The 20,730-nt window shown below is 68.7% G+C and carries 16 protein-coding genes; 6 read left to right on the top strand and 10 right to left on the bottom strand.

The window, feature by feature from the left end; translation table 11 throughout:
- Positions 1 to 40 precede the first annotated feature (40 nt).
- The 5 genes from QWG60_RS03330 to betT all read left to right on the top strand — a co-directional run bounded on the left by QWG60_RS03330 (position 41) and on the right by betT (position 6,353).
- On the top strand, positions 41 to 1,090 hold the full coding sequence (locus tag QWG60_RS03330; RefSeq protein WP_181454248.1) for a LacI family DNA-binding transcriptional regulator: 1,050 nt from the start codon (positions 41 to 43) through the stop codon (positions 1,088 to 1,090).
- An 85-nt stretch (positions 1,091 to 1,175) separates the two neighbouring features.
- On the top strand, positions 1,176 to 2,612 hold the full coding sequence (locus QWG60_RS03325; protein WP_146907788.1) for an ATP-binding protein: 1,437 nt from the start codon (positions 1,176 to 1,178) through the stop codon (positions 2,610 to 2,612).
- The gene (locus QWG60_RS03320) at positions 2,609 to 3,322 is read left to right on the top strand and encodes a response regulator (protein ID WP_146907786.1); all 714 of its coding nucleotides are present in this window, start codon (positions 2,609 to 2,611) and stop codon (positions 3,320 to 3,322) included. The genes QWG60_RS03325 and QWG60_RS03320 overlap by 4 nt, the downstream gene beginning before the upstream one ends.
- Positions 3,323 to 3,433: 111 nt before the next feature.
- Entirely contained in the window at positions 3,434 to 4,117 is a 684-nt protein-coding gene (locus tag QWG60_RS03315) for a hypothetical protein (protein ID WP_146907785.1), read from the top strand.
- A 184-nt stretch (positions 4,118 to 4,301) separates the two neighbouring features.
- Entirely contained in the window at positions 4,302 to 6,353 is a 2,052-nt protein-coding gene (gene betT / locus QWG60_RS03310; protein ID WP_046079308.1) for a choline BCCT transporter BetT, read from the top strand.
- Between the two features lie 191 nt (positions 6,354 to 6,544).
- Here the strand turns inward: betT and adhP are convergent, their stop codons facing one another.
- Both adhP and exaC read right to left on the bottom strand, forming a co-directional pair.
- Positions 6,545 to 7,570, bottom strand: a complete 1,026-nt coding sequence (gene adhP / locus QWG60_RS03305) for an alcohol dehydrogenase AdhP (protein ID WP_173834944.1) — start codon at positions 7,568 to 7,570, stop codon at positions 6,545 to 6,547.
- A 156-nt stretch (positions 7,571 to 7,726) separates the two neighbouring features.
- The gene (gene exaC / locus QWG60_RS03300) at positions 7,727 to 9,247 is read right to left on the bottom strand and encodes an acetaldehyde dehydrogenase ExaC (RefSeq protein WP_146907784.1); all 1,521 of its coding nucleotides are present in this window, start codon (positions 9,245 to 9,247) and stop codon (positions 7,727 to 7,729) included.
- A gap of 157 nt (positions 9,248 to 9,404) precedes the next feature.
- Between exaC and QWG60_RS03295 the strand changes: the two genes are divergently transcribed.
- Positions 9,405 to 10,112 carry a response regulator gene (locus QWG60_RS03295; RefSeq protein WP_046079310.1) on the top strand — a complete coding sequence of 236 codons (708 nt, stop codon included), beginning with the start codon at positions 9,405 to 9,407 and terminating at the stop codon, positions 10,110 to 10,112.
- Here the strand turns inward: QWG60_RS03295 and QWG60_RS03290 are convergent.
- From QWG60_RS03290 to QWG60_RS03255, 8 genes are all read right to left on the bottom strand, one after another.
- Positions 10,109 to 11,458, bottom strand: coding sequence for an ATP-binding response regulator (locus QWG60_RS03290; protein WP_146907783.1), 1,350 nt, complete (start codon positions 11,456 to 11,458; stop codon positions 10,109 to 10,111). The two genes, QWG60_RS03295 and QWG60_RS03290, sit on opposite strands and share 4 nt — an antisense overlap.
- Positions 11,442 to 12,611, bottom strand: a complete 1,170-nt coding sequence (nosP, locus tag QWG60_RS03285; RefSeq protein ID WP_046079312.1) for a nitric oxide-sensing protein NosP — start codon at positions 12,609 to 12,611, stop codon at positions 11,442 to 11,444. The genes QWG60_RS03290 and nosP overlap by 17 nt, the downstream gene beginning before the upstream one ends.
- Before the next feature lie 80 nt (positions 12,612 to 12,691).
- Positions 12,692 to 14,878 carry an ATP-binding protein gene (locus QWG60_RS03280; RefSeq protein WP_146907782.1) on the bottom strand — a complete coding sequence of 729 codons (2,187 nt, stop codon included), beginning with the start codon at positions 14,876 to 14,878 and terminating at the stop codon, positions 12,692 to 12,694.
- 18 nt (positions 14,879 to 14,896) lie between these two features.
- The gene (locus QWG60_RS03275; protein ID WP_035594906.1) at positions 14,897 to 15,403 is read right to left on the bottom strand and encodes an oxidoreductase; all 507 of its coding nucleotides are present in this window, start codon (positions 15,401 to 15,403) and stop codon (positions 14,897 to 14,899) included.
- Between the two features lie 90 nt (positions 15,404 to 15,493).
- A complete protein-coding gene (locus tag QWG60_RS03270; RefSeq protein ID WP_146907781.1) occupies positions 15,494 to 16,312 on the bottom strand; it encodes a DUF2189 domain-containing protein in 819 nt (272 codons plus the stop codon).
- A 211-nt stretch (positions 16,313 to 16,523) separates the two neighbouring features.
- The gene (locus tag QWG60_RS03265) at positions 16,524 to 16,952 is read right to left on the bottom strand and encodes a universal stress protein (RefSeq protein WP_146907780.1); all 429 of its coding nucleotides are present in this window, start codon (positions 16,950 to 16,952) and stop codon (positions 16,524 to 16,526) included.
- 12 nt (positions 16,953 to 16,964) lie between these two features.
- Positions 16,965 to 19,559, bottom strand: coding sequence for a TRAP transporter permease (locus tag QWG60_RS03260; protein WP_046079315.1), 2,595 nt, complete (start codon positions 19,557 to 19,559; stop codon positions 16,965 to 16,967).
- 142 nt (positions 19,560 to 19,701) lie between these two features.
- Complete coding sequence (locus QWG60_RS03255; protein ID WP_046079316.1) at positions 19,702 to 20,682, bottom strand: TAXI family TRAP transporter solute-binding subunit; 981 nt, start codon at positions 20,680 to 20,682, stop codon at positions 19,702 to 19,704.
- Positions 20,683 to 20,730: the final 48 nt, after the last annotated feature.

Below are 20,730 nucleotides of genomic sequence, written 5' to 3'. Positions count from 1 at the left end.
GAGGCGACCCTGTATCGCCGCCAGAGAAGCGAGCCATCCCGTGTCTTCGTCACGCCGCATCACCCTGAAGGAGCTGGCCCAACACCTCGGCGTATCCACGGCCAGCGTGTCCAACGCCTTCAACCGCCCGGACCAGCTGTCCCAGGACCTGCGCGAACGGATCCTCACCGAGGCCCGCCAGCTGGGCTACCGCGGCCCCGACGCCAAGGCGCGCAGCCTGCGTACCGGCCGTTCGCAGATCGTCGCGGTACTGCTCGCCGAGAGCCTGACCTACAGCCTCAACGATGCCGTGGCCAGCGAACTGCTGTCGGGCATCGCCGAGGTGCTGGACGCCCATGGCCACACCCTGCTGCTGCTATCCGGGCGACAGGCGAACGATCGCATGCCGGGCTCGGCGAGCATCGCTGACGGTTTCATCGTCTACGGCCTGATGCCCAGCCCATCGCTGCTCGGCGACCTGCCCTCGCAACGGCCCCAGGTGGCGGTGGACTTCGACATCTCGGGTCAGGCCAGCGTCCATGTGGACAACGCGCCCGCGGCACATGCCATCGCTTGTCATGCGCTGAGGAGTCCGCCGCGTCGCGCCGGCATCATCAACCTGCGCCTCACCGAGCAGGCCTGCAACGGTCGCATCGGCGACGACCAGACACTGCTGTCGGCGGATCAGACCATCACCCGCGCACGCCTGGACGGCTTCTTCCAGGCCTTCGCCGAGCACGATATCGATCCCGCCACGCTGCCGATGTGGAACATCGAGGAGAACACCTTCGATGTCTGCACCCCGGTGATCGAGGCGATTCTCGACCTCCCCGACGAGGAGCGGCCCGACCTGCTGCTGTGCATGTCCGACCGCATCGCCCTGACGGTACTGACCCTGGCCGAACGGCGTGGCATTCGCATTCCCGAGGATCTGCGCATCACCGGGTTCGACGGCATCGCCGAAGGCCAGTACCGCTCGCCGCGGCTGACCACGGTGCGCCAGGACAGCGTCGAGAAGGGCCGCATCGCGGCACGCATGGTGCTGGGGCTGGAGCCTGCCAGCCCCCGGCTGCTGGCCACCGAGCTGCTGATCGGCGAAAGCTGCCCCTGAGCGGACTTGCACCGGAATTGCATCCTCCCGGTGACCCGGTGCGCTACGCTAGGGCACTTTGCCCGTTCAGCCGAGAGCCCATGCCATGTCCCTTCGCCACGCCCTGAATCCGGCCGTGTCCCGACTCGGCGTCAAGCTGTTCGCGATCATCCTGATCGTCAACGTCGCCATCTCGGGGCTGGTCTTCATTGCCGTGTCGAGAAGCCTCGACCAGGGCTTCATCGAGTACCTGGACCGGACCCAGACCCGCCGCGCCGAGACCCTGGCCACCGGGCTCGCCGACGAGTGGGCAAGGCGCGGCGACTGGCAGTGGCTGCGCCAGTCGCCACGGGCCTGGCATCAGGTGGTGCGCCGCCAGCTGTGGCCCGGCGAGGCGCCACCTGAGGGCATCGAACGCCGCCTGGGCGACCCCAAGGACTTCGTGCTCCACGACGCCGGCGGCCTGCCGGTCATCGGCCTGCCGCCGGACAACGATCTCGAGGCCGCGGAGCTGCGTTGGCTGCCCATCGTTAGCGACGGCGAGCGGGTCGGCACCCTCGGCTATCGTCCGCCACAGCAGCTGATGGCGCGCATGGATCGCATCTTTCTCACACAGCAGCAGCGCAACCTGACGATCATCGTCGGCGCCCTGGGACTGGCCTCGCTGCTGCTCGCGGGGGGGCTCTCCTGGTGGCTGGGGCGGCGGGCCCGGGGCATGATGCTCGGCACCCGCCGGCTCACCGAGGGCGACTACAGCATCCGCCTGCCCGAACGCGGCCGCGATGAACTGTCGAGCCTGTCGCGGGACTTCAACGTGCTGGCCGCGACCCTGGAGGCCAGCCGCGAGGCCCGCAGCCGCTGGGTCTCGGACATCGCCCACGAGCTGCGCACCCCGCTGGCCGTGCTGCGCGGCGAAATCGAGGCGATGCAGGACGGCATCCGTCCGCTGGACCTCGACAGCCTCGGCTCGCTGGGCCAGGAGGTCGGGCAGCTGGAGCGCCTGGTGGCCGACCTTCGGCTGCTGTCGCAGAGCGATGCCGGCGCCCTGGAGGTGCAGCTGGCACCGCTGGACCTGGCCGCCAGCCTGGGCGATCGCCTCGACGAGGCCGGCACCTGGCTGAAGGATGCCGACATCACGCTCGAGACCGACATCCCCGGCCCGGCCTGGATCCGCGGCGACACCCAGCGCCTACGCCAGCTGTGGACCAATCTGCTCGACAACACCTGTGCCTACACCCACACGCCAGGACGGCTGCGGGTCACGCTCACTGCGGTAGGCGACCATTACCGGCTGTGCTGGGAAGACAGCGCGCCCGGCGTGCCGGAGGCGGAGATGCCGCGGCTCACCGAGCGCCTCTACCGGGTCGAGGGCTCGCGCAATCGCGCCAGCGGCGGCAGCGGCCTGGGCCTCTCCATCGCCATGGCCCTGGCCCGTGCCCACGGCGCCGAGATGACGCCCAGTGCCTCGTCGCTCAACGGGCTATGCTGGACCCTGACCTTTCCCGCCATCGCCGATCATCAGCTCAGGGAGGAAGACGCATGAGCACAACGGAACTCGCGACCGATACCGTCCTGATCGTCGAGGACGAACCCAAGATCGCCCGCCTGGTGGCCGACTACCTGACGGGCAGCGGCTTCGCGCCGCATCACCTGGAGCACGGCGACGCCGTGATGCCCTGGCTGGAGGAGCGCGAGGTGCTGCCCGAGCTGGTGCTGCTGGACCTCATGCTGCCCGGCACCGACGGCCTGACGCTGTGCCGCGAGATCCGCCAGCGCTGGCCCGGCGTGGCGATCATCATGCTCACCGCCCGGGTCGAGGAGGTCGACCGCCTGCTGGGCCTGGAGCTCGGCGCCGACGACTACATCTGCAAGCCGTTCAGCCCCCGCGAGGTGGTGGCCCGAGCCCGGGCCGTGCTGCGTCGCAGCCGCGCCGCCACCGCGCCGGAGGAGGCACCGGAGGAGGCCCAGCTGAGCCTCGACGACGAGGGCTGGCGAGCGCTGGCCGATGGCCACGACCTGGGGCTGACCGCGGTGGAGTTCCAGCTGCTGCGGGTGATGATGCACTCCCCCGGGCGCATCTTTTCCCGCGAGCAGCTGATGGATCACATGTACCGCGACCATCGCATCGTCTCCGAACGCACCGTGGACAGCCACATCAAGAAACTGCGCAAGAAGATCGCCGAGATCTGGCCCGAGCGCGAGATCATCCGCTCGGTCTACGGCGTCGGCTACAAGTACCAGCCGGAGGAGTGACAGGGCACGAGCCGGACGGCGTCCTCGAAGTTTGCACGCTGGCTGCAAACCGCTTGCACACCCGGGGGCGACAGTGAAGGTGTCCATTCGAGGCCAAGAGGATTGCCCGAGATGAAGAAGACGCACCTGACCCGCACGCTGTTCGCCCCCGCCCTGCTGGCCGCCGCCATCGCGCCGCTGGCGTTCTCCGCCAGCGCCGCCCCCGCCCACGGCGAGGCCCATGGCCAGCCCGGCTTCCACGCCGAGCAGCGCGAGGCACTGTTCGACCGCGCCGGCATCGATGCCGAGACCCGTGACGAGCTCGCCGAGGCCCAGCAGGCGCATCGCGAGGCCATCCAGGCACTGCGTCAGGACTATCGCGAGCAGATCGACGGGATCCTCGACGACGAGCAGCGCGCGGCCCTGGACGAGGCCCGCCAGCAGATCCGCCAGGAACATCGCACCGAGGCGCGGGAGGCGATCAAGGCCCGGGTCGATGCGGTGATCGACGGCTGGGACCTGGACGACGAGACCCGCCAGTCGCTGGACGAGCTGCACCACGCCTTCATGGATGATGCCCAGGCGCTGAAGGCCCAGTCGTTCGACTCGCGAGACGAACGCCGCCAGGCCTGGAAGGCGATGCGCGACCAGCACCATGATGCCCTGGCCGAGCTCCTGAGCGAGACCCAGATCGCCGAGCTGGAGCAGGCCATGCGCCCGCCCCATGACGGCCCGGGCCATCGCGGCGAGCGAGGCCATCACGGCAAGCCCGGCTCGCATGGCGGTCCCGAGCGGGCCGAGCAAGACGCCTATTAACGATTAAATTTCATAAAGTTACAGCACACCACGCCCGGCCACTGGCCGGGCGTTTTCGTGTCCGAAAGCAAAAGAATACTTCGCCTTGCGATCCGTGCTGTTGCAGGCATCAGGGGATGTGCGTATTTTATTTGAACGTTCATTCAAAAAAAGAAGTCACCCCTGCGACAGGAGTCATTTGCGAATGTCGGATTACACCGCCCATCCCGAGCGACGAGATCGCATCAATCGCACCGTCTTTCACGGCAGCGTGACAGGCATTCTGGTCTTCCTGGTGCTGACCATGACGTTCACCGAGGAGGCCGGCGCCTTTTTCGACGCCGCCCTGGCCTGGGTGAGCGACACCTTCGGCTGGTACTACATGCTGGCCGCCGTGGTCTATCTGGTCTTCGTGATCGCCATCGGCTGCTCACGCGTCGGCAACATCCGACTCGGCCCCGACCACGCCCGGCCCGAGTTCTCGCTGCTGTCCTGGGCCTCGATGCTGTTCGCCGCGGGCATCGGCATCGACCTGCTGTTCTTCTGCGTGGCCGAGCCGCTGTCGCACTATCTAACGCCGCCGGACATGGCGCCGGAGAGCGCCGCGGCCATGCGCGCCGCCGTGCCGCAGACCTTCCTTCACTGGGGCCTGTCCGGCTGGGGCATGTACGTGCTGATGGGCATGGCGCTGGCCTACTTCAGCTATCGCCATCGCCTGCCGCTGGCCATCCGCAGCGCCCTCTACCCGCTGCTCGGCAAGCGCATCAACGGCCCGATCGGCAATGCCGTGGACATCACCGCGGTGATCTCCACCGTGTTCGGCATCGCCACCAGCCTCGGCATCGGCGTGATGCAGCTGAACTACGGCCTGACCTTCATGTTCGGCGTGCCCGAGAGCCTGGCCACTCAGGTGGTGCTGATCGTGCTGGTGATGATCCTGGCCACCATCTCCGTGATCACCGGGGTCGAGAAGGGCATCCGCCGCCTGTCCGAGTTCAACATGGCGCTGGCCGTGGCGCTGCTGCTGTTCGTGCTGTTCGCCGGCAACACCCTGCACCTGCTCGATGCCATGGTGCTCAACGCCGGCGACTACCTGAGCAGCTTCGTCGGCAAGAGCTTCGACACCTACGCTTTCGCCGGCGAGGATGCCCAGCAGTGGAAAGGCTGGTGGACCATCTTCTTCTGGGGCTGGTGGATCGCCTGGACGCCCTTCGTCGGCCTGTTCCTGGCCCGCATCTCGCGCGGCCGCACCATCCGCGAATTCGTGCTCGGCGCCCTGCTGCTGCCGCTCGGCTTCATGATGGCCTGGATGTCGATCTTCGGTAACAGCGGCATCGAGATGGTCGCCAACCAGGGCCTCGTCGAACTCGGCGAGCAGGCGCTGAGCGCGCCGCAGACCACCATCTACACCTTCCTGGAACAGTATCCGTACATCGGCATCACCGCCTCGGTGGTGACCATCCTCGGCATCGTGTTCTTCGTCACCTCCGCCGACTCCGGCGCCCTGGTGCTGGCGAACTTCACCTCCATCCTGTCGGACGTGAACCACGACGCCCCGATCCGCCTGCGCGTGTTCTGGTCGGCCACCATCGGCCTGGTGACCGTGGCGCTGCTGATGGCCGGCGGCCTCTCGGCGCTGCAAAGCGCGGTGGTGATCACCGCCCTGCCCTTCTCGCTGGTGATCTTCGCCATCATGGCCGGCATGAGCCGCGCCCTGAAGCTGGAGTGCACCAAGGCCGACACCCGCCGCCAGATCGGCGCCACCGGCACCCACAGCGACTGGCGCGAGCGCCTCGACCGGGCGCTGGACACCTCCAACCGCGCCGGCGCCGCCGCCACCCTCGAGCACGCCATCCGGCCGGCCCTGCGCCAGTTCGCCGAGGAGCTGGAGAGCCGCGGCCAGACGGCCACGGTGACCGAGGAGGCCGTCGAGGGCGAGCCGCTGCGCCAGCTGACCCTGCAGGTGGACTTCGACGACGCCGCCAGCTTCGTCTACCAGGTCCGCGCCCACCGCCTACGCACCCCGAGCTTCCTGCCGGTGGACGACGACTACTACGTGCGCTTCGACGTCTACCTCAACGAGGGCGGGCTTGAGCAGGACCTCAACGGCTACACCCGGGCCCAGGTGATCCATAACGTGGTCACCGAGTACGAGCGCCATCTCTACTTCCTGGCCCGGGCCGGTCAGGACAACGCCAACGTCCAGGCGATGCCGGGCTCGGTGGGCGAACCGCCCCAGGACCTGAATCCGGCCTGAGTCTGACGCTCCGTGCCCTGGCGACGGCGACCCTCGGGTCGCCGTCGTCGTGTCCGGCCCGCCTATCGGTTCCTTGTCCCGCTCGATGCCCGAGGCATGCCCGACCGAGCATCGAAAGAAGGCGGGGCACGACTCACGTCGTGCCCCGCCTCGTTCTGTTGCCGCTTGCCGGGCCCTGGCTCGCCCACGGCCTACTGCATGTCGAGCACCACCCGGCCCTCGATGTTGCCGTCGATCATGCGCTGGAAGACGTCGTTGATGTTTTCCAGCCGGTCACCGTGGACGGTGGCCTTGACCTTGCCCTCGCCGGCGAAGTCCAGGGCCTCCTGCAGGTCCTGGCGGGTGCCGACGATGGAACCACGCACGGTGATGCCGTTGAGCACGGTATCGAAGATCGGCAGCGGGAAGTCGCCGGGCGGCAGGCCGTTGAGCGAGATGGTGCCGCCGCGGCGCACCATGCCCTGGGCCTGCTCGAAGGCCTTGGGCGAGACCGCGGTGACCAGAACGCCGTGGGCGCCGCCGATCTCGCGCTTCAGGTAGGCCGCCGGATCGGTGGTCAGGGCGTTGACCGTCACGCTGGCGCCCAGGCGCCTGGCCAGCGCCAGCTTGTCGTCGTCGATGTCCACCGCGGCGACGTTGAGCCCCATGGCCCGGGCGTACTGCACCGCCATGTGGCCGAGCCCGCCGATGCCCGAGATCACCACCCACTGGCCGGGGCGGGTGTCGGTCATCTTGAGGCCCTTGTAGACGGTGACCCCGGCGCACAGCACCGGCGCGATCTCGAGGAAGTCGACGTTGTCCGGCAGACGCCCCACGTAGCCGGCATCGGCCAGGGTGTAGTCGGCGAAGCCGCCGTTCACCGAGTAGCCGGTGTTCTGCTGCGATTCGCAGAGGGTCTCCCAGCCGCCCAGGCAGTGCTCGCAGTGGCCGCAGGCGGAATACAGCCAGGGCACGCCGACCCGGTCGCCTTCCCTGAGATGGGTCACGCCCTCACCCACCGCGGCCACGTGGCCGACGCCCTCGTGCCCCGGGATGAAGGGTGGCTCGGGCTTGACCGGCCAGTCGCCGTGGGCGGCGTGAAGATCGGTGTGGCAGACGCCGGAGGCGGCCACCTTGACCAGGATCTCGCCGCGCCCGGGCCGCGGCACCTCGACCTCCTCGAGACTCAGCGGCTCACCGAAGGCCCGCACCACGGCGGCTTGCATCGTGCTGTCCATGTGCTTTCTCCTCAACAACGGGTAGGAGAGCCCCGCCGCCGGAGGCGACGGAGCAGGCTGCGTCAGGGAGGGAATGCCCCGGGTTCGATGCCCGGGGTCGGGGCTTTCCGGGAATGACGGCGCCATGTCACTGGCACAGCGACACGTCAGTCTTTCCTAGAAGAAGCCGAGGGGATTGGTGTCATAGCTGACCAGCAGGTTCTTGGTCTGCTGATAGTGCTCGAGGGCGACCTTGTGGGTCTCGCGGCCGACGCCGGACTTCTTGTAGCCGCCGAAGGCGGCGTGGGCCGGATACTGGTGGTAGCAGTTGGTCCACACCCGGCCGGCCTGGATGCCGCGGCCCATGCGGAAGGCGACGTTGATGTCGCGGCTCCAGACCCCGGCGCCGAGGCCGAACTCGGTGTCGTTGGCGATGGCCAGCGCCTCTTCCTCGTTCTTGAAGGTGGTCACCGCCACCACCGGGCCGAAGATCTCCTCCTGGAAGACGCGCATCTTGTTGTGGCCCTTGAGCAGGGTCGGCTGGATGTAATAGCCGCTGTCATAGGCCGGATCGAAGTGCTCCTTGTCGCCGCCGGTCAGGAACTCGGCGCCCTCCTCGCGGGCCACTTCCATGTACGACATGATCTTGTCGAACTGCTCCTGGGAGGCCTGGGCGCCGACCTTGACGTCGGTGTCCAGCGGGTTGCCGCGAGTGATGGTCGCGACCTTCTCCATCACCTTGGCCATGAAGGCGTCGTAGATGTCTTCCTGGATCAGCGCCCGCGACGGGCAGGTGCACACCTCGCCCTGGTTGAAGAAGGCCAGCACCAGGCCCTCGGCGGCCTTGTCGATGAACTCGGGCTCGGCGTCCATGATGTCGGCGAAGTAGATGTTCGGCGACTTGCCGCCCAGCTCCACGGTGGAGGGAATGATGTTCTCGGCGGCGCATTTGAGGATGTGCGAGCCCACCGGGGTCGAGCCGGTGAAGGCGATCTTGGCGATCCGGGTGCTGGTGGCCAGCGCCTGGCCGGCCTCGGCGCCGTAGCCGTTGACGACGTTGACCACGCCCGGCGGCAGCAGGTCGCCGATCAGCTCCATCAGCTTGAGGATCGAGGCCGGGGTCTGCTCGGCGGGCTTGAGCACCACGCAGTTGCCCGCGGCCAGCGCCGGCGCCAGCTTCCACACCGCCATCAGGATCGGGAAGTTCCAGGGAATGATCTGCCCCACCACGCCCAGCGGCTCGTGGAAGTGATAGGCCACGGTATTGGCGTCGATGTCCGCCGCGGTGCCTTCCTGGGCGCGGATGCAGCCGGCGAAGTAGCGGAAGTGGTCCACCGCCAGCGGCAGGTCGGCGTTCAGGGTCTCGCGCACTGCCTTGCCGTTGTCCCAGGTCTCGGCCACGGCCAGCAGCTCGAGGTTCTGCTCGATGCGGTCGGCGATCCTCAGCAGGATATTGCCGCGCTCGGCGGCCGAGGTCTTGCCCCAGGCCGGTGCCGCGGCGTGGGCGGCGTCCAGCGCCTTGTCGATGTCCTCGACGGTGGAACGGGGAATCTCGCAGAACGGCTTGCCGTTGACCGGGCTGACGTTGTCGAAATACTGGCCCTTGACCGGCGGCACGAACTCGCCGCCGATGTAGTTGCCGTAGCGCGCGTCGAAGCTCACCGCGGACTCGGGGCTTCCGGGGTTGGCGTAGATCATGGCGTGTCTCCCGCTGTTGTGGTTATGTGACTGCCACCCCAGTCTTGGCCAGCCCCGACGTCTAGGACATACTGCGATGGCAGGAGAACGCCTCCTCCTTCGGTAGGAGGGCCCAGGGAAAGACGGACCGGCGCCCGAGCGTTCCAAGGAGTCCCCCATGAACACCCTGATGGTGGCCGACGACCACCCACTGTTTCGCGAGGCGATCGGCGCGGCGATTCGTGCCGGCCTGCCCAACTGTCGGCTGCTCGAGGCCGGCAGCCTCGAGGATGCCCTGAAGGGCATCGCCGAGGAGAGCGAAGAGCTCGACCTGCTGCTGCTCGACCTGGGGCTGCCCGATGCCGCCGGGCTGGCCGGGCTCGAGCGGCTGCGCGAGGCCTGTCCGGCGCTGCCGGTGGTGGTGGTCTCCGCCGAGCGCGAACGCAACCTGATCCTCGAGTCCATCGCCCTGGGCGCGGTGGGCTACATTCCCAAGTCGACGCCGCGCCGCGCGATGCTCGAGGCGCTGCGCCAGGTGCTGAGCGGCCAGATCTACCTGCCCCCGGACATCATGCGCCGTCCGCCTTCGCCCACGCTGGAGGATCATGCCTCGTTCGCCGCACCCCCCACCCCGGAGGCGCCCTCGCCGCTGGACGCCCTCACCGACAAGCAGCTCGAGGTGCTCGCCCGCCTGGTGCGGGGCGACGCCAACAAGGTGATCGCCCGGGATCTCGACATCGCCGAGACCACGGTCAAGACGCATGTCTCGGCGATCCTGCGCAAGCTCAACGTCGGCAGCCGGGTCCAGGCCATCCTGGCCGCCGACCAGGGTGAGCTGGCCGCCCGGCTGGCACGCCTGTCGCCCACGACGCCACAGCACGACTAGGCGCCGCCCGCCTCCAGCCGATGGGCGATCAACAGCCTCAGCCGCAGCGGCTTCACCGGCTTGAGCAGGCAGTCGTAGCCGCGATCCCGGGCCCGCTGCGTGAGCTCGCCATCCTGATGAGCGGAGATCACCACCACGCCGAGCCCGGGGTGGCGTCGGCGCAGCCGGTCCGCCACGCTGAGACCGTCCGGGTCGCCTGGCGCCAGCTGGTAGTCGACCAGCAGCAGGTCGGCGCGCTCGCGCCGGCCGGCGGCCTCCAGCGCCGCCGGCGTGGCCGCGCAGCGCACCCGACAGCCCCAGCCCTCCAGCAGCGCCGCCATGCCCTCGAGGATCGCCGGGTCGTCGTCGAGCACCCAGATCCGCGCGCCGGACAGATCGTGCATGCCCGGCGGCACCTCCGCCGTCGGCGCCTCCTCGCGCCGGCCATAGGGCACCCGGATCGAGAACAGCGCCCCGCGCCCCGGCCGCGAGGCCAGATGCAGCGGGTGATCGAGCATGGCGGCGATGCGGTCGACGATGGCGAGCCCCAGCCCCAGGCCGCGATCGCCCTCGGCCGGCTCGCTCACGGCGCGACGGAACTCGAGGAAGATCGCCTGCTGCTGGGCCTCGTCGATGCCGGGCCCGGTATCGCCGACCAGGATCTCGAGCCCGTCGCGGCGGCGCCGGCAGCCCAGCAGCAGCCGGCCGTGCTCGGTGTAGCGCACCGCGTTGGTCAGGAAGTTGCGCACCACCCGGGCGAGCAGCGCCAGGTCGGAGCTGACCACGGCCTCGCTGGGCACGTAGCGGAAGTCGAGCCCCCGGGCACCGGCCAGCTGGCGGAACTCCTCGGCGATGACGTCGAGCAGCTCGGCCACCGGGAAGGTCGCGATATCCGGCGTCAGCACGCCCGCGTCCAGCCGCGAGATGTCCACCAGGGTGCCGAGCAACGCCTCGACGTCCTTGAGCGAACGGCCGATATGGCCGACCTGGCGCGCCGCCGCCTCGGGCAGGGCCTGGTCCTCCAGGGCGCTGGCGAACAGGCGGGCGGCGTTGAGCGGCTGCAGCAGGTCGTGGCTCACGGCGGCCAGGAAACGGGTCTTGGAACGATTGGCCGCCTCGGCCTCGGCCCGGGCCTCCTCCAGCGCCTCGAGGGTGCGATGCAGGCTGTCGGTGCGCTCGCGCACCTGCTCGGCGAGCAGCACGGCGTGTTCGAAGGCGCCGTAGGGCGCACCGTCGGCCATGCCGGCGGATTCCACCCGCTCGATCAGCGCGCCGCAGATGCGCCGCAGTCGCGCGTTCTCCTCCACCAGCGCGCGTTCGCGCTCGGTGGCGGGCTCGATGTCCGCTCGCTCAGTCCCGAGATCCAATCGCCACCCCCGTGAAGGTCTGGTTGATGTGCCGTCCCTGGTGCTGCTCGCCGTAGGTGTTGAAGCCCACCACCCGTGCCTCGGCCAGCCGACGCGAGGCCTCCTCCATCCGCCCCTGGGCCTCCAGCTCCAGGCGCCGCAGGAAGCAGTCGCAGCCGAGGATCAGCGCCGGCGGCCCGAGGCGTCGCTCCAGCCCCTCCAGCATTCCGGAAAGCTCCTCGAGAAGCGGCGCCGGCTCCATGGCGGTCAGCACGATGCCGTTCTCCACCGCACAGTAGAAGCGCAGGCCGCCGTCGTCGTCGACCCGCTGGATCGAGCGCACGTAGTGGGACTCGCCGATGCGCACCGCCAGCGGATGGTGGGCGAAGACCCCGGGGTCGAGCTCGGTGACCGAACGCCCCACCAGGCGGGCATACTCCTCGGCGGCGGGCGCGGCATTGAGCTCCAGCACCCGCCGCCGCTCCCGGTCCACCGCGGTGACCACCAGCTTCTCGCGGCGTGGCCGCAGATGATGGGTGGTGAAGACCTCGAAGGGCCGGCGGCTGGCGATCATCACCACCACCGCCGAGGCATCATGGAAGCCGCCATCGGCATAGACGTAGGTGTGACTCAGACGGTTGTCGTCGCCGGCGGAGCCGCCGAAGTTCGGGATGCCGCCGAGCGCGGCCTCGAGGGTCGACAGCACCTGCTCCTCGCGGCTGGAGAGGCCATCGAGCAGGGTCAGCACGAAGGGACGAACGTCGTCGCCGGGCGACCGGCGACGACAGTCGGCGAGCAGGCCGTCGACCATCCGCTGCGCCTGGGGCAGCGCGAAGGCGTCGAGGTCGGCGACCCGCGCGCAGGCGATGGCGAACTCGGGCCGGTCGAAGCCGATGGCCACGATGCAGCCGCGGCCGTAGCCCACGGGAGTGATCTCGCCGGCCGTGGTGCAGCCGGCCAGGGGCACAGGGGCGAAGGCACGCTCCAGGGCTTCGCCGAGTGCCGCCAGCGGATAGTCGGCGCTGCAGAAGAACAGCACGAAGCCGAGCGCTGGCCCGGCCAGCGCCTCGGACAGCTCGGCGGCGGCCCGTTCGGGGTCGAGGCTGTCGCTGGCGGCCGTGCGCGGCGAGGCGGGCCGGTGGGAAGAAGCGGGAGAGGCGGAAGCAGCGGGCATGGCGACCTCGCGAGACGACGATCTGCGCAGTGTAGGCGGCGGCCGGCCACGGCCACAACGCCCCGCGTCCGATGCCAGGCTCAGGGAGCGGCGGTCTCGCCCTCCAACGCCGCCAGGGCCTCGTCCAGCCGCCGGCGCAGGGCGGCCAGGGTCGCCTCCTCGCCGGCCAGGGCATCGTCCCGGGCGGCATGCTCCAGCCGGGCGGCCAGCGCGGCCACCCGTACCGCCCCGAGGGTGGCGGACTCGCCCTTGAGCTGATGCGCCAGGCGCTGCACGTCCTCGGCCTGGTACGCGGCGAAGGCGGCGTCCAGCGACGCGAGATGCCCCTCGGCTTCCTGGCGATAGCGCGCCACCAGCGCCACCATCGCCTCGGCGTCGAGACTCTCGCGCAGCGCCGCCATCGCCTCGTCGTCCAGCGTCGGCTCCGCCGCCGTCACGGGCTCGCCGGAGAGCGTCGGCGAGGCCGGTCGTGCCAGCGTCTCCCGACATGCCAGATGGCGATGCAGCACCTTGAGCAGCGAGGCCTGCAACAGCGGCTTGGCCAGATAGCCGTTCATGCCCGCCGCCAGGCAGCGCGCCTGATCGCCCAGCGGCCCGCCCGCGGTCATCGCCACGATCGGCATGTCGGCCAGCCAGCCGCCCCGTGAGCGGATGCGCCGGGTCACCTCGAGGCCGTCCATGTCCGGCATCTGCACGTCCATGAACACCAGATCGAAGCGCTCCTGGGCGACGCTCGCCAGGGCCTCGGCGCCGGAGCTCGCCAGGCTGGCGCGACACCCAAGCTTGGTGAGCATGGCCAGCGCCACCTGCTGGTTGACCGGATTGTCCTCGACCACCAGCAGGCGGGCGTCGTGCAGGGCGGGGCTGTCCAAGGCCAGCGCGGTCGTCGAGGCCTCTGCCGGAGCCGCCGCCTCGAGCAACGGCACCCGGAACCAGCAGCGGCTGCCCTCGCCGGGCCGGCTTTCCATGCCGATCTCGCCGCCTAGCGCCTCCACCAGTCGCTTGCTGATCGCCAGCCCCAGGCCGCTGCCGCCGAAGCGACGCGCCGTGCCGGGATCGCCCTGGCGGAAGGGTTCGAACAGTCGGGAGCGCTGATCGGCGGTGATGCCACAGCCGGTATCGATCACCGCGAAGCACAGCTCCCCTTCGCCGTCGCGCTCCACCTCGACGCGAACCGTCCCCTCGTCGGTGAACTTCAAGGCGTTGGACAGCAGGTTCAGCAGCACCTGACGCAGCCGGCCGGGGTCGCTGATGACATGGGCCGGCAGCGTCGGATCGAGGATTCGCTCGAGCCGCAGGCCACGGGCCTCGGCGTGGGGGCGAAACAGCGATACCGCGCCATCGACGAGCTCGGACACATTCAGGGTGCGATGCTCGAGCTCCAGGCGACCGGCCTCGATCTTGGAGAAGTCGAGGATATCGTTGATCAGTTCCATCAGGCGGCTGGCGCTCTCATGGATGGTGTCGGCGTAATGACGGGCCCGCTCGGGCAGGGACTGCTCCACCAGCAGGTCGCTCATGCCGATCACGCCGTTGAGCGGCGTGCGGATCTCGTGGCTGACGGTGGCGAGGAACTCGGACTTGGCCTGACTGGCCGACTCGGCGCGACGCGCCGTGGTCTCCAGCTCGCGGCTGAGCGATTCCAGGGCGCGACGCGCGGCGGCGTTGTCACGGGCCTCGCGAATCAGGAAGGTCACCACCAGCATGGCCGCCACGCTCATGCCCAGGATCAGCGCCAGCAACAGGCCATAGAGCCACTGCAGGCGATCACGCTCGTGGGTCGAGACGCTCGCCAGATGCCCGTTGATGGTGATGATCAACCGCTCGGCCGGCCGGCTGATCCTGCCCAGGCGCTCGATCATGTCCTGGCGGGCGACCGGGGTCAGGGTATTGAGCCCCTGCAGCCGCCTGTCCAGCGCTTGCAGCTGCTGCTCGATCTCGTCGACCAGCGACTCGGAGCCGGGCACCCGATCGATGAGATCGGCGATCTTGCCGCCACGCAGCAGCGTCAGCCGGCTGTAAAGAAGCTCGAAGCGCAACCGCGCCTCGTCGAGGGCCTCGGGGGCCGCCTCGCTCATGGCCAGGTAGCTGCGCAGCTCGACGGCGTCACGGTCGAGCTTGTAGGCGTGCCAGACGGTATCGCCGCCGACCCGCCAGACCAGGCTGTCCTGGCGCCAGGCGACCAGTCCGACCAGCAGGATGGCGGCGACGAACAGCAGCAGGGCCGCGACGACGCCGAGCTTCAGGCGCAGCGGAGAATGGCGCACCGGGCGGCTCCTCGTCGGTCAGTGGATCTCGATGCGCACGACCTGCCACACCGAGCGAAAGCGGGTTTCCTCGTTGAGCAGGTGGGGGCGTTCGTCGAAGGGATAGAGCACGAACAGGGGGCCGAAGCGGCGGATCGGCATGGGCTCCCCGTCGCGCGTCATCGCCAGGATGACGCCGTAGCGGGTGAAGTCGCTGAGCGGCACCTCGGCCTCGAAGCCGTTCAGCGCCATCACCCTGGCCTGGTCGCCCCGTGCGCCCACCGCCTCGAATATCGCCTCGCCCAGCGGGCCTTCGTAGCGGGCCGACGCCTCGTGCCAGGGGGTGTGAGTCTCGATGATACGGGACGGCAGGGCCTCGAGCATGGCGCGATCGAAGCGCGCCTTGCCCTCGCCGTTGGTGCGCGTGATGTCGCCGCTGACGGTCAGCATCACGCGCCCCTCGGGCTCGGGCAGGGGCTCGGCGGCGGTCGCCGCCAGGCACCAGGGCAGGACCAGGATCAAGGGCAGCAGGCGTCGAAGGCGCATGTCGGGGCTCCGGATTGGCAGTCTCGGCGCCAAGATTACGCGAATCCCGCCACGCCGTCAGGCACGGCAGCGGAAGCGCGCGCCTGCGGCTCAGGCCCGCGTATCCCCCTCGTCGGTATCGATGCGCACCAGGTCCTCATAGGCGTGCCAGCTGGCATGGCCGAGCACCGGCAGGATCAGCGCCAGGCCGATATAGAAGGTGGCCACCCCGACCATCACGCACCCGGTGATGATGGCGGCCCACAGCATCATCGGGCGCAGGTTGCCGGCCACCGCCCGGATGCTGGCCTCGATGCCCTCCATGAAGGTCAGGTCCTGGTCCATCAGGGTCGGAATGGCCACCACGCTGATGGCGAAGGCGCCGAAGGCCAGCAGCGCCCCGACCGCCGTCCCCACGGCCAGCATGCCGAGCCCTTCCACCGTGGTCAGCAGCGTCGCGTAGAGAGTCGCCGGGTCCGGGGCGCCGAGGCCGAAGAACAGCGCGAACAGCAGGGTGGCGAGGCGGATCCAGGCGAGAAAGAAGATCATCATCATCACGCCCATCATCGCCAGCGAGCCGACATGGCCGGTCCAGGCACCGAAGGCGTCGCCGAGGGTCGGCTCGCGCCCGGCTTCCAGCGCCCGGCTGATGCCGTAGGAGCCTACCGCCACCAGCGGACCGAGGAACATGAAACCGGCGATCAGCGGCAGCAGCCAGTGCCACAGCCCCAGCACGAAGGCCCCCGCGGTGATGGCGAGGCTCAGCCCCACCCAGAACAGCCCGTAGGCCAGACTCACCGTCGTGGCACGCCGGAAGTCGGCGAACCCTTCGGCCAGCCAGATTCGAGGCTTGTCCATGCCGATCGGACGAATGCGGATTCGCACCTGAGAACTGTCCTTACCGCCGCTCTTCGTGGCTGCTGCACACATGGTGACACCCCCGTTTGCCGACGCTGGAGTCCCGGATTTGCCGGGTCGAGCAGGCGACCGCCGTCGCCCCTTCGGCCCGGCATCGCCGCCTGTCACTGGTTACTCTAGTCGTTCCCCCGCCACCCCGCCGTGATCCGGATCATTCCCGCCGACACGACGACGCCCACGCCCCCGGGTGGGGACGTGGGCGTCGCGGAACGCGGAACGCGCCTCAGCGCACGATCATCACCGACATCTTGCTGTGATGCACCACATGCTCGGCGTTGGGACCGAGCACGTAATCGGCGAACTTGCGCTTGTTGTGGGAGGCCATCACGATCAGGTCGATGTCGAGCTTCTTGGCGGCCTTGATGATCGCCTCCCAGGGCGAGCCTTCGACGATCACGCTCTGCACCTGGACGTTGTCCGGCACGTGCTGCTGGATGAACTCGTGCTGTGCCTTGGTCACTTCCTGGTGAGCCTTGGCGGCGAAGTCCTCGGGGAAATAGGCCCCCACCAGCGGCATGCGGTAGTCCGGCATCACCGTCACCACGTGCAGCGAGGCACCGAAGCTCTTGCACAGTGCCAGCGCCGTGGGCAGCGCCTTGCTCCAGGAGGCCTCCTCGTTGAGGTCCACCGGCAACAGGATCTTGCTATACATGGGTCACCTCCATCAGGCCGAGATCGGCTTGCCACCGCGATCGCGGCGCCGCCGCTGAAGCATCACCACCAGGGCCAGCACCAGGAAGGCGGGAATCCACATCCACTCCTTGGTCCAGCGATCCACCGGCGCCTGCACCTGGATGATTTCCTGGTCGAAGTCGAAGCCGAGCTTCGCCGCCTCGCTGCCGTAGGTGACCATGTCGACCATGGCACGATCGTCCTCGACATTGAGCATCAGCCCCAGGTTCGACAGGCGATCCTCGCCGGTCTCGCCGTCCGGCACCGGCAGCGTCATGTAGGTGGTCATCGGATCGCCGTAGGCGTCCAGGCCGCTGATCTGCAGGCGCAGCGAGGAGTCGGGGTCGGCGTTGCCCAGCGCCTCGACGAACTGCGCCGGCGGCACGTCCTGGTAGGGATCATGGATCATGTCCATCCAGAAGCCCGGGCGGAACAGCGTGAAGGCCACCAGCAGCAGCAGCAGCGACTCGTACCAGCGATTGCGGGCGATCATGAAGCCCTGGGTCGCCGCCGCGAAGATCAGCATCGCCACCGTCGCCACCACGAAGATCAGGATGCCCTGCAACAGCGAGACATCGATCAGCAGCAGGTCGGTGTTGAAGATGAACAGGAACGGCAGCGCCGCAGTCCGCAGGCTGTAGTAGAACGCCTGGAAGCCGGTACGGATCGGGTCGCCCCCGGAGACCGCCGCCGCGGCGAACGAGGCCAGCCCCACCGGCGGCGTCACGTCGGCCATGATGCCGAAGTAGAACACGAACAGGTGCACCGCGATCAGCGGCACCAGCAGGCCGTTCTGCTCGCCGAGCTGGACGATCACCGGCGCCAGCAGCGCCGACACCACGATGTAGTTGGCCGTGGTGGGCAGGCCCATGCCGAGGATCAGGCTGAGCACCGCGGTGAGCAGCAGGATCAGCAGCAGGTTGCCCATGGAGAGGATCTCCACCACATCGGCCAGTACCAGGCCCACGCCGGTCTGGGACACGGCGCCGACGATGATGCCCGCCGTGGCGGTGGCGATGCCGATGCCGATCATGTTGCGGGCACCGGTGACCAGGCCGTCCCAGAGGTCGTGGAAGCCTTCGCGCACGTCCGCCGCCAGGTTGCTGCGGTGACGGAACATGGCCGTGATCGGGCGCTGGGTGATCATGATGAAGACCATGAACACCGTGGCCCAGAAGGCCGACAGCCCAGGCGACAGGCGTTCCACCATCAGGCACCAGATCAGCACGATCACCGGCAGGATGTACTGCAGGCCGACCATCACCGTGGGGCGGGTCTGGGGCAGCTTGTAGACCGGCTCGTCGGGGTCATCGAGCTCCAGCTCCGGATAGCCCGAGGCCAGCTTGAGCAGGCTCACGTAGACCGCGGCCAGCACCACGGCGACCACCCAGGGCGTGGCATCGCCGAGCACCGGCTTGAGCCAGCCGAGGCCGTAGTAGACCACCAGGGCGGTGATCATCATCAGCAGCAGCCCGGCCAGGAAACCCACCGCCTTGCGCACCAGCGGCTTCGGCGGATTGCTGCTCTCGAGGCCCTGCATGTTGGCCTTGAGGGCCTCCAGGTGGACGATATAGACCAGCGCGATATAGGAAATCAGCGCCGGCAGGAAGGCATGCTTGATCACCTCCACGTAGGAGATGCCGACATACTCGACCATCAGGAAGGCCGCGGCGCCCATCACCGGCGGCATGATCTGGCCGTTGACCGAGGAGGCCACCTCCACGGCGCCGGCCTTCTCGGCCGGGAAGCCGACGCGCTTCATCATCGGCACGGTGAAGGTACCGGTGGTCACCACGTTGGCGATCGAGGAGCCGGAGATCAGGCCGGTCATGCCGGAGGCCACCACGGCGGCCTTGGCCGGACCGCCGCGATAGTGGCCGAGCAGCGAGAAGGCGACCTTGATGAAGTAGTTGCCGGCCCCGGCCTTGTCGAGCAGGGCACCGAACAGCACGAACAGGAACACGAAGCTGGTCGACACGCCCAGGGCGATGCCGAACACCCCCTGGGTGGTCAGCCACTGGTGGTTGACCAGCCCGTTGAGGCTGACCCCGCCGTGGGCGAGGATACCCGGCATCCAGGGCCCGGCCAAGCTGTAGACGAGGAACACCAGGGCCACGATCATCAGCGGCGGCCCCAGGGCACGGCGCGTCGCCTCGAGCAGCAGCACGATGCCGATCACGCCGACGATCACGTCCTGGGTGATCGGCGCGCCGGGGCGCTGGGCCAGCTGTTCGTAGAACATGAACATGTAGGCGCCGCAGAACGCCGCGGCGAAGGCCAGGCCCCAGTCCAGCAGCGGGATGCGATCCCGCGGCGAGCGCTTGAGGGCCGGATAGGCCATGTAGGCCAGGAACAGCGCGAAGGCCAGGTGGATGGAGCGCGCCTCGGTGGCGTTGAAGACACCGAATCCCAGCACGAAGGGGATCGGCGAGGCGATCCACAGCTGGAACAGCGACCAGACCGCGGCGATGCTCACCAGCAGCTTGCCCGGCGTTCCCGCCGGCTTGCGCGCCCCCGAGTCGCTGGAGGCGACCATGTCCTCCAGATCGACCTCGGCGCCCGGCGCCCTTGTCTTGTCGTCAGTCATAAGCGTGCCCTGGTTGGTTAAGATGACACATGGCGTGCTCGACGCTCTCTTTACTCTTTTTTCGGAATCACAAACGCAATGCGCGGCCCTCGGCGAGGGCCGCGCATGCTTTGGCGAATGACGCAGGTTCAGCGGCTGACGATCACTCGATCCAGCCCTGTTCGCGGTAGTAGCGCGCGGCCCCTTCGTGGAGCGGTGCCGAGAGCCCCTGGGTGACCATTTCCTGCGGGTCCAGGTTGGCGAAGGCCGGGTGCAGCTGCTTGAAGCGATCGAAGTTGTCGAAGATCGCCTTGACGGTCTGGTAGACCACCTCGTCGCTGGTATCGGAATCGGTCACGAAGGTGGCCGCCACGCCGAAGGTCTCGACGTCGTCCGGGTTACCCTTGTAGAGCCCGCCCGGGATCACCGACATGGAGTAGTAGGGATACTCGTCGACGATGCCCTGGACGTCCTCGTCGTTGAGCGGCACCAGGCGCGAATCGACGGTGGTGGTGGCTTCCTGGATCGCGCCGTTGGGGTGGCCGACCACGTAGGCCATGGCGTCGATGTTGTTGTCGGCCAGGGCGGAGGCCATCTCGGCGGCATCCAGCTGGGAGGCCAGCGAGAAGGAATCCTGGGTCCAGCCCTTGGCGTCCATCACCACTTCCATGGTGTTGCGCTGGCCGGAGCCCGGGTTGCCGATGTTGACGCGCTTGCCTTCCAGATCGTCGAGGGTCTCGATGTCGGCGTCGGCGCGGGCCAGGATGGTCAGCGGCTCGCCGTGCACGCGGAAGACGGCCCGCAGCTTGTCGTAGGCCTCGTCCTCGAAGTTGCCGGTGCCGTTGTAGGCCTGGAACTGGACGTCGGACTGCACCACGCCCATGTCCAGCTCACCGGACTTGATGCCGTTGATGTTGGCCACGGAACCGCCGGTGGAGGGCGCGTTGCACTTGATGTTGGCGTCGTCGAGACGATTGACCAGGCGGCAGACGGACTGGCCGACCACGTAGTACACGCCGGTCTGGCCACCGGTGCCGATGGTGATGAACTGCTCTTCGTCCTGCGCCATGGCCGGCGACGCGAACATGGCAGCACCCAGCAGCGCACCGGAGAAGGCGGCGGTGGAGAAAGCATGGCGTTTCATTGACGCACCTCGTTGACGTTGTTGGCAAAACGTTTGGCAAAGCCATTC

The sequence above is a fragment of the Halomonas halophila genome (genome assembly GCF_030406665.1).
In the GTDB taxonomy this organism is placed as follows: domain Bacteria; phylum Pseudomonadota; class Gammaproteobacteria; order Pseudomonadales; family Halomonadaceae; genus Halomonas; species Halomonas halophila.
Note: the sequence above shows the minus strand (reverse complement) of the source record. Positions and strands in the feature narration are given on the sequence as shown.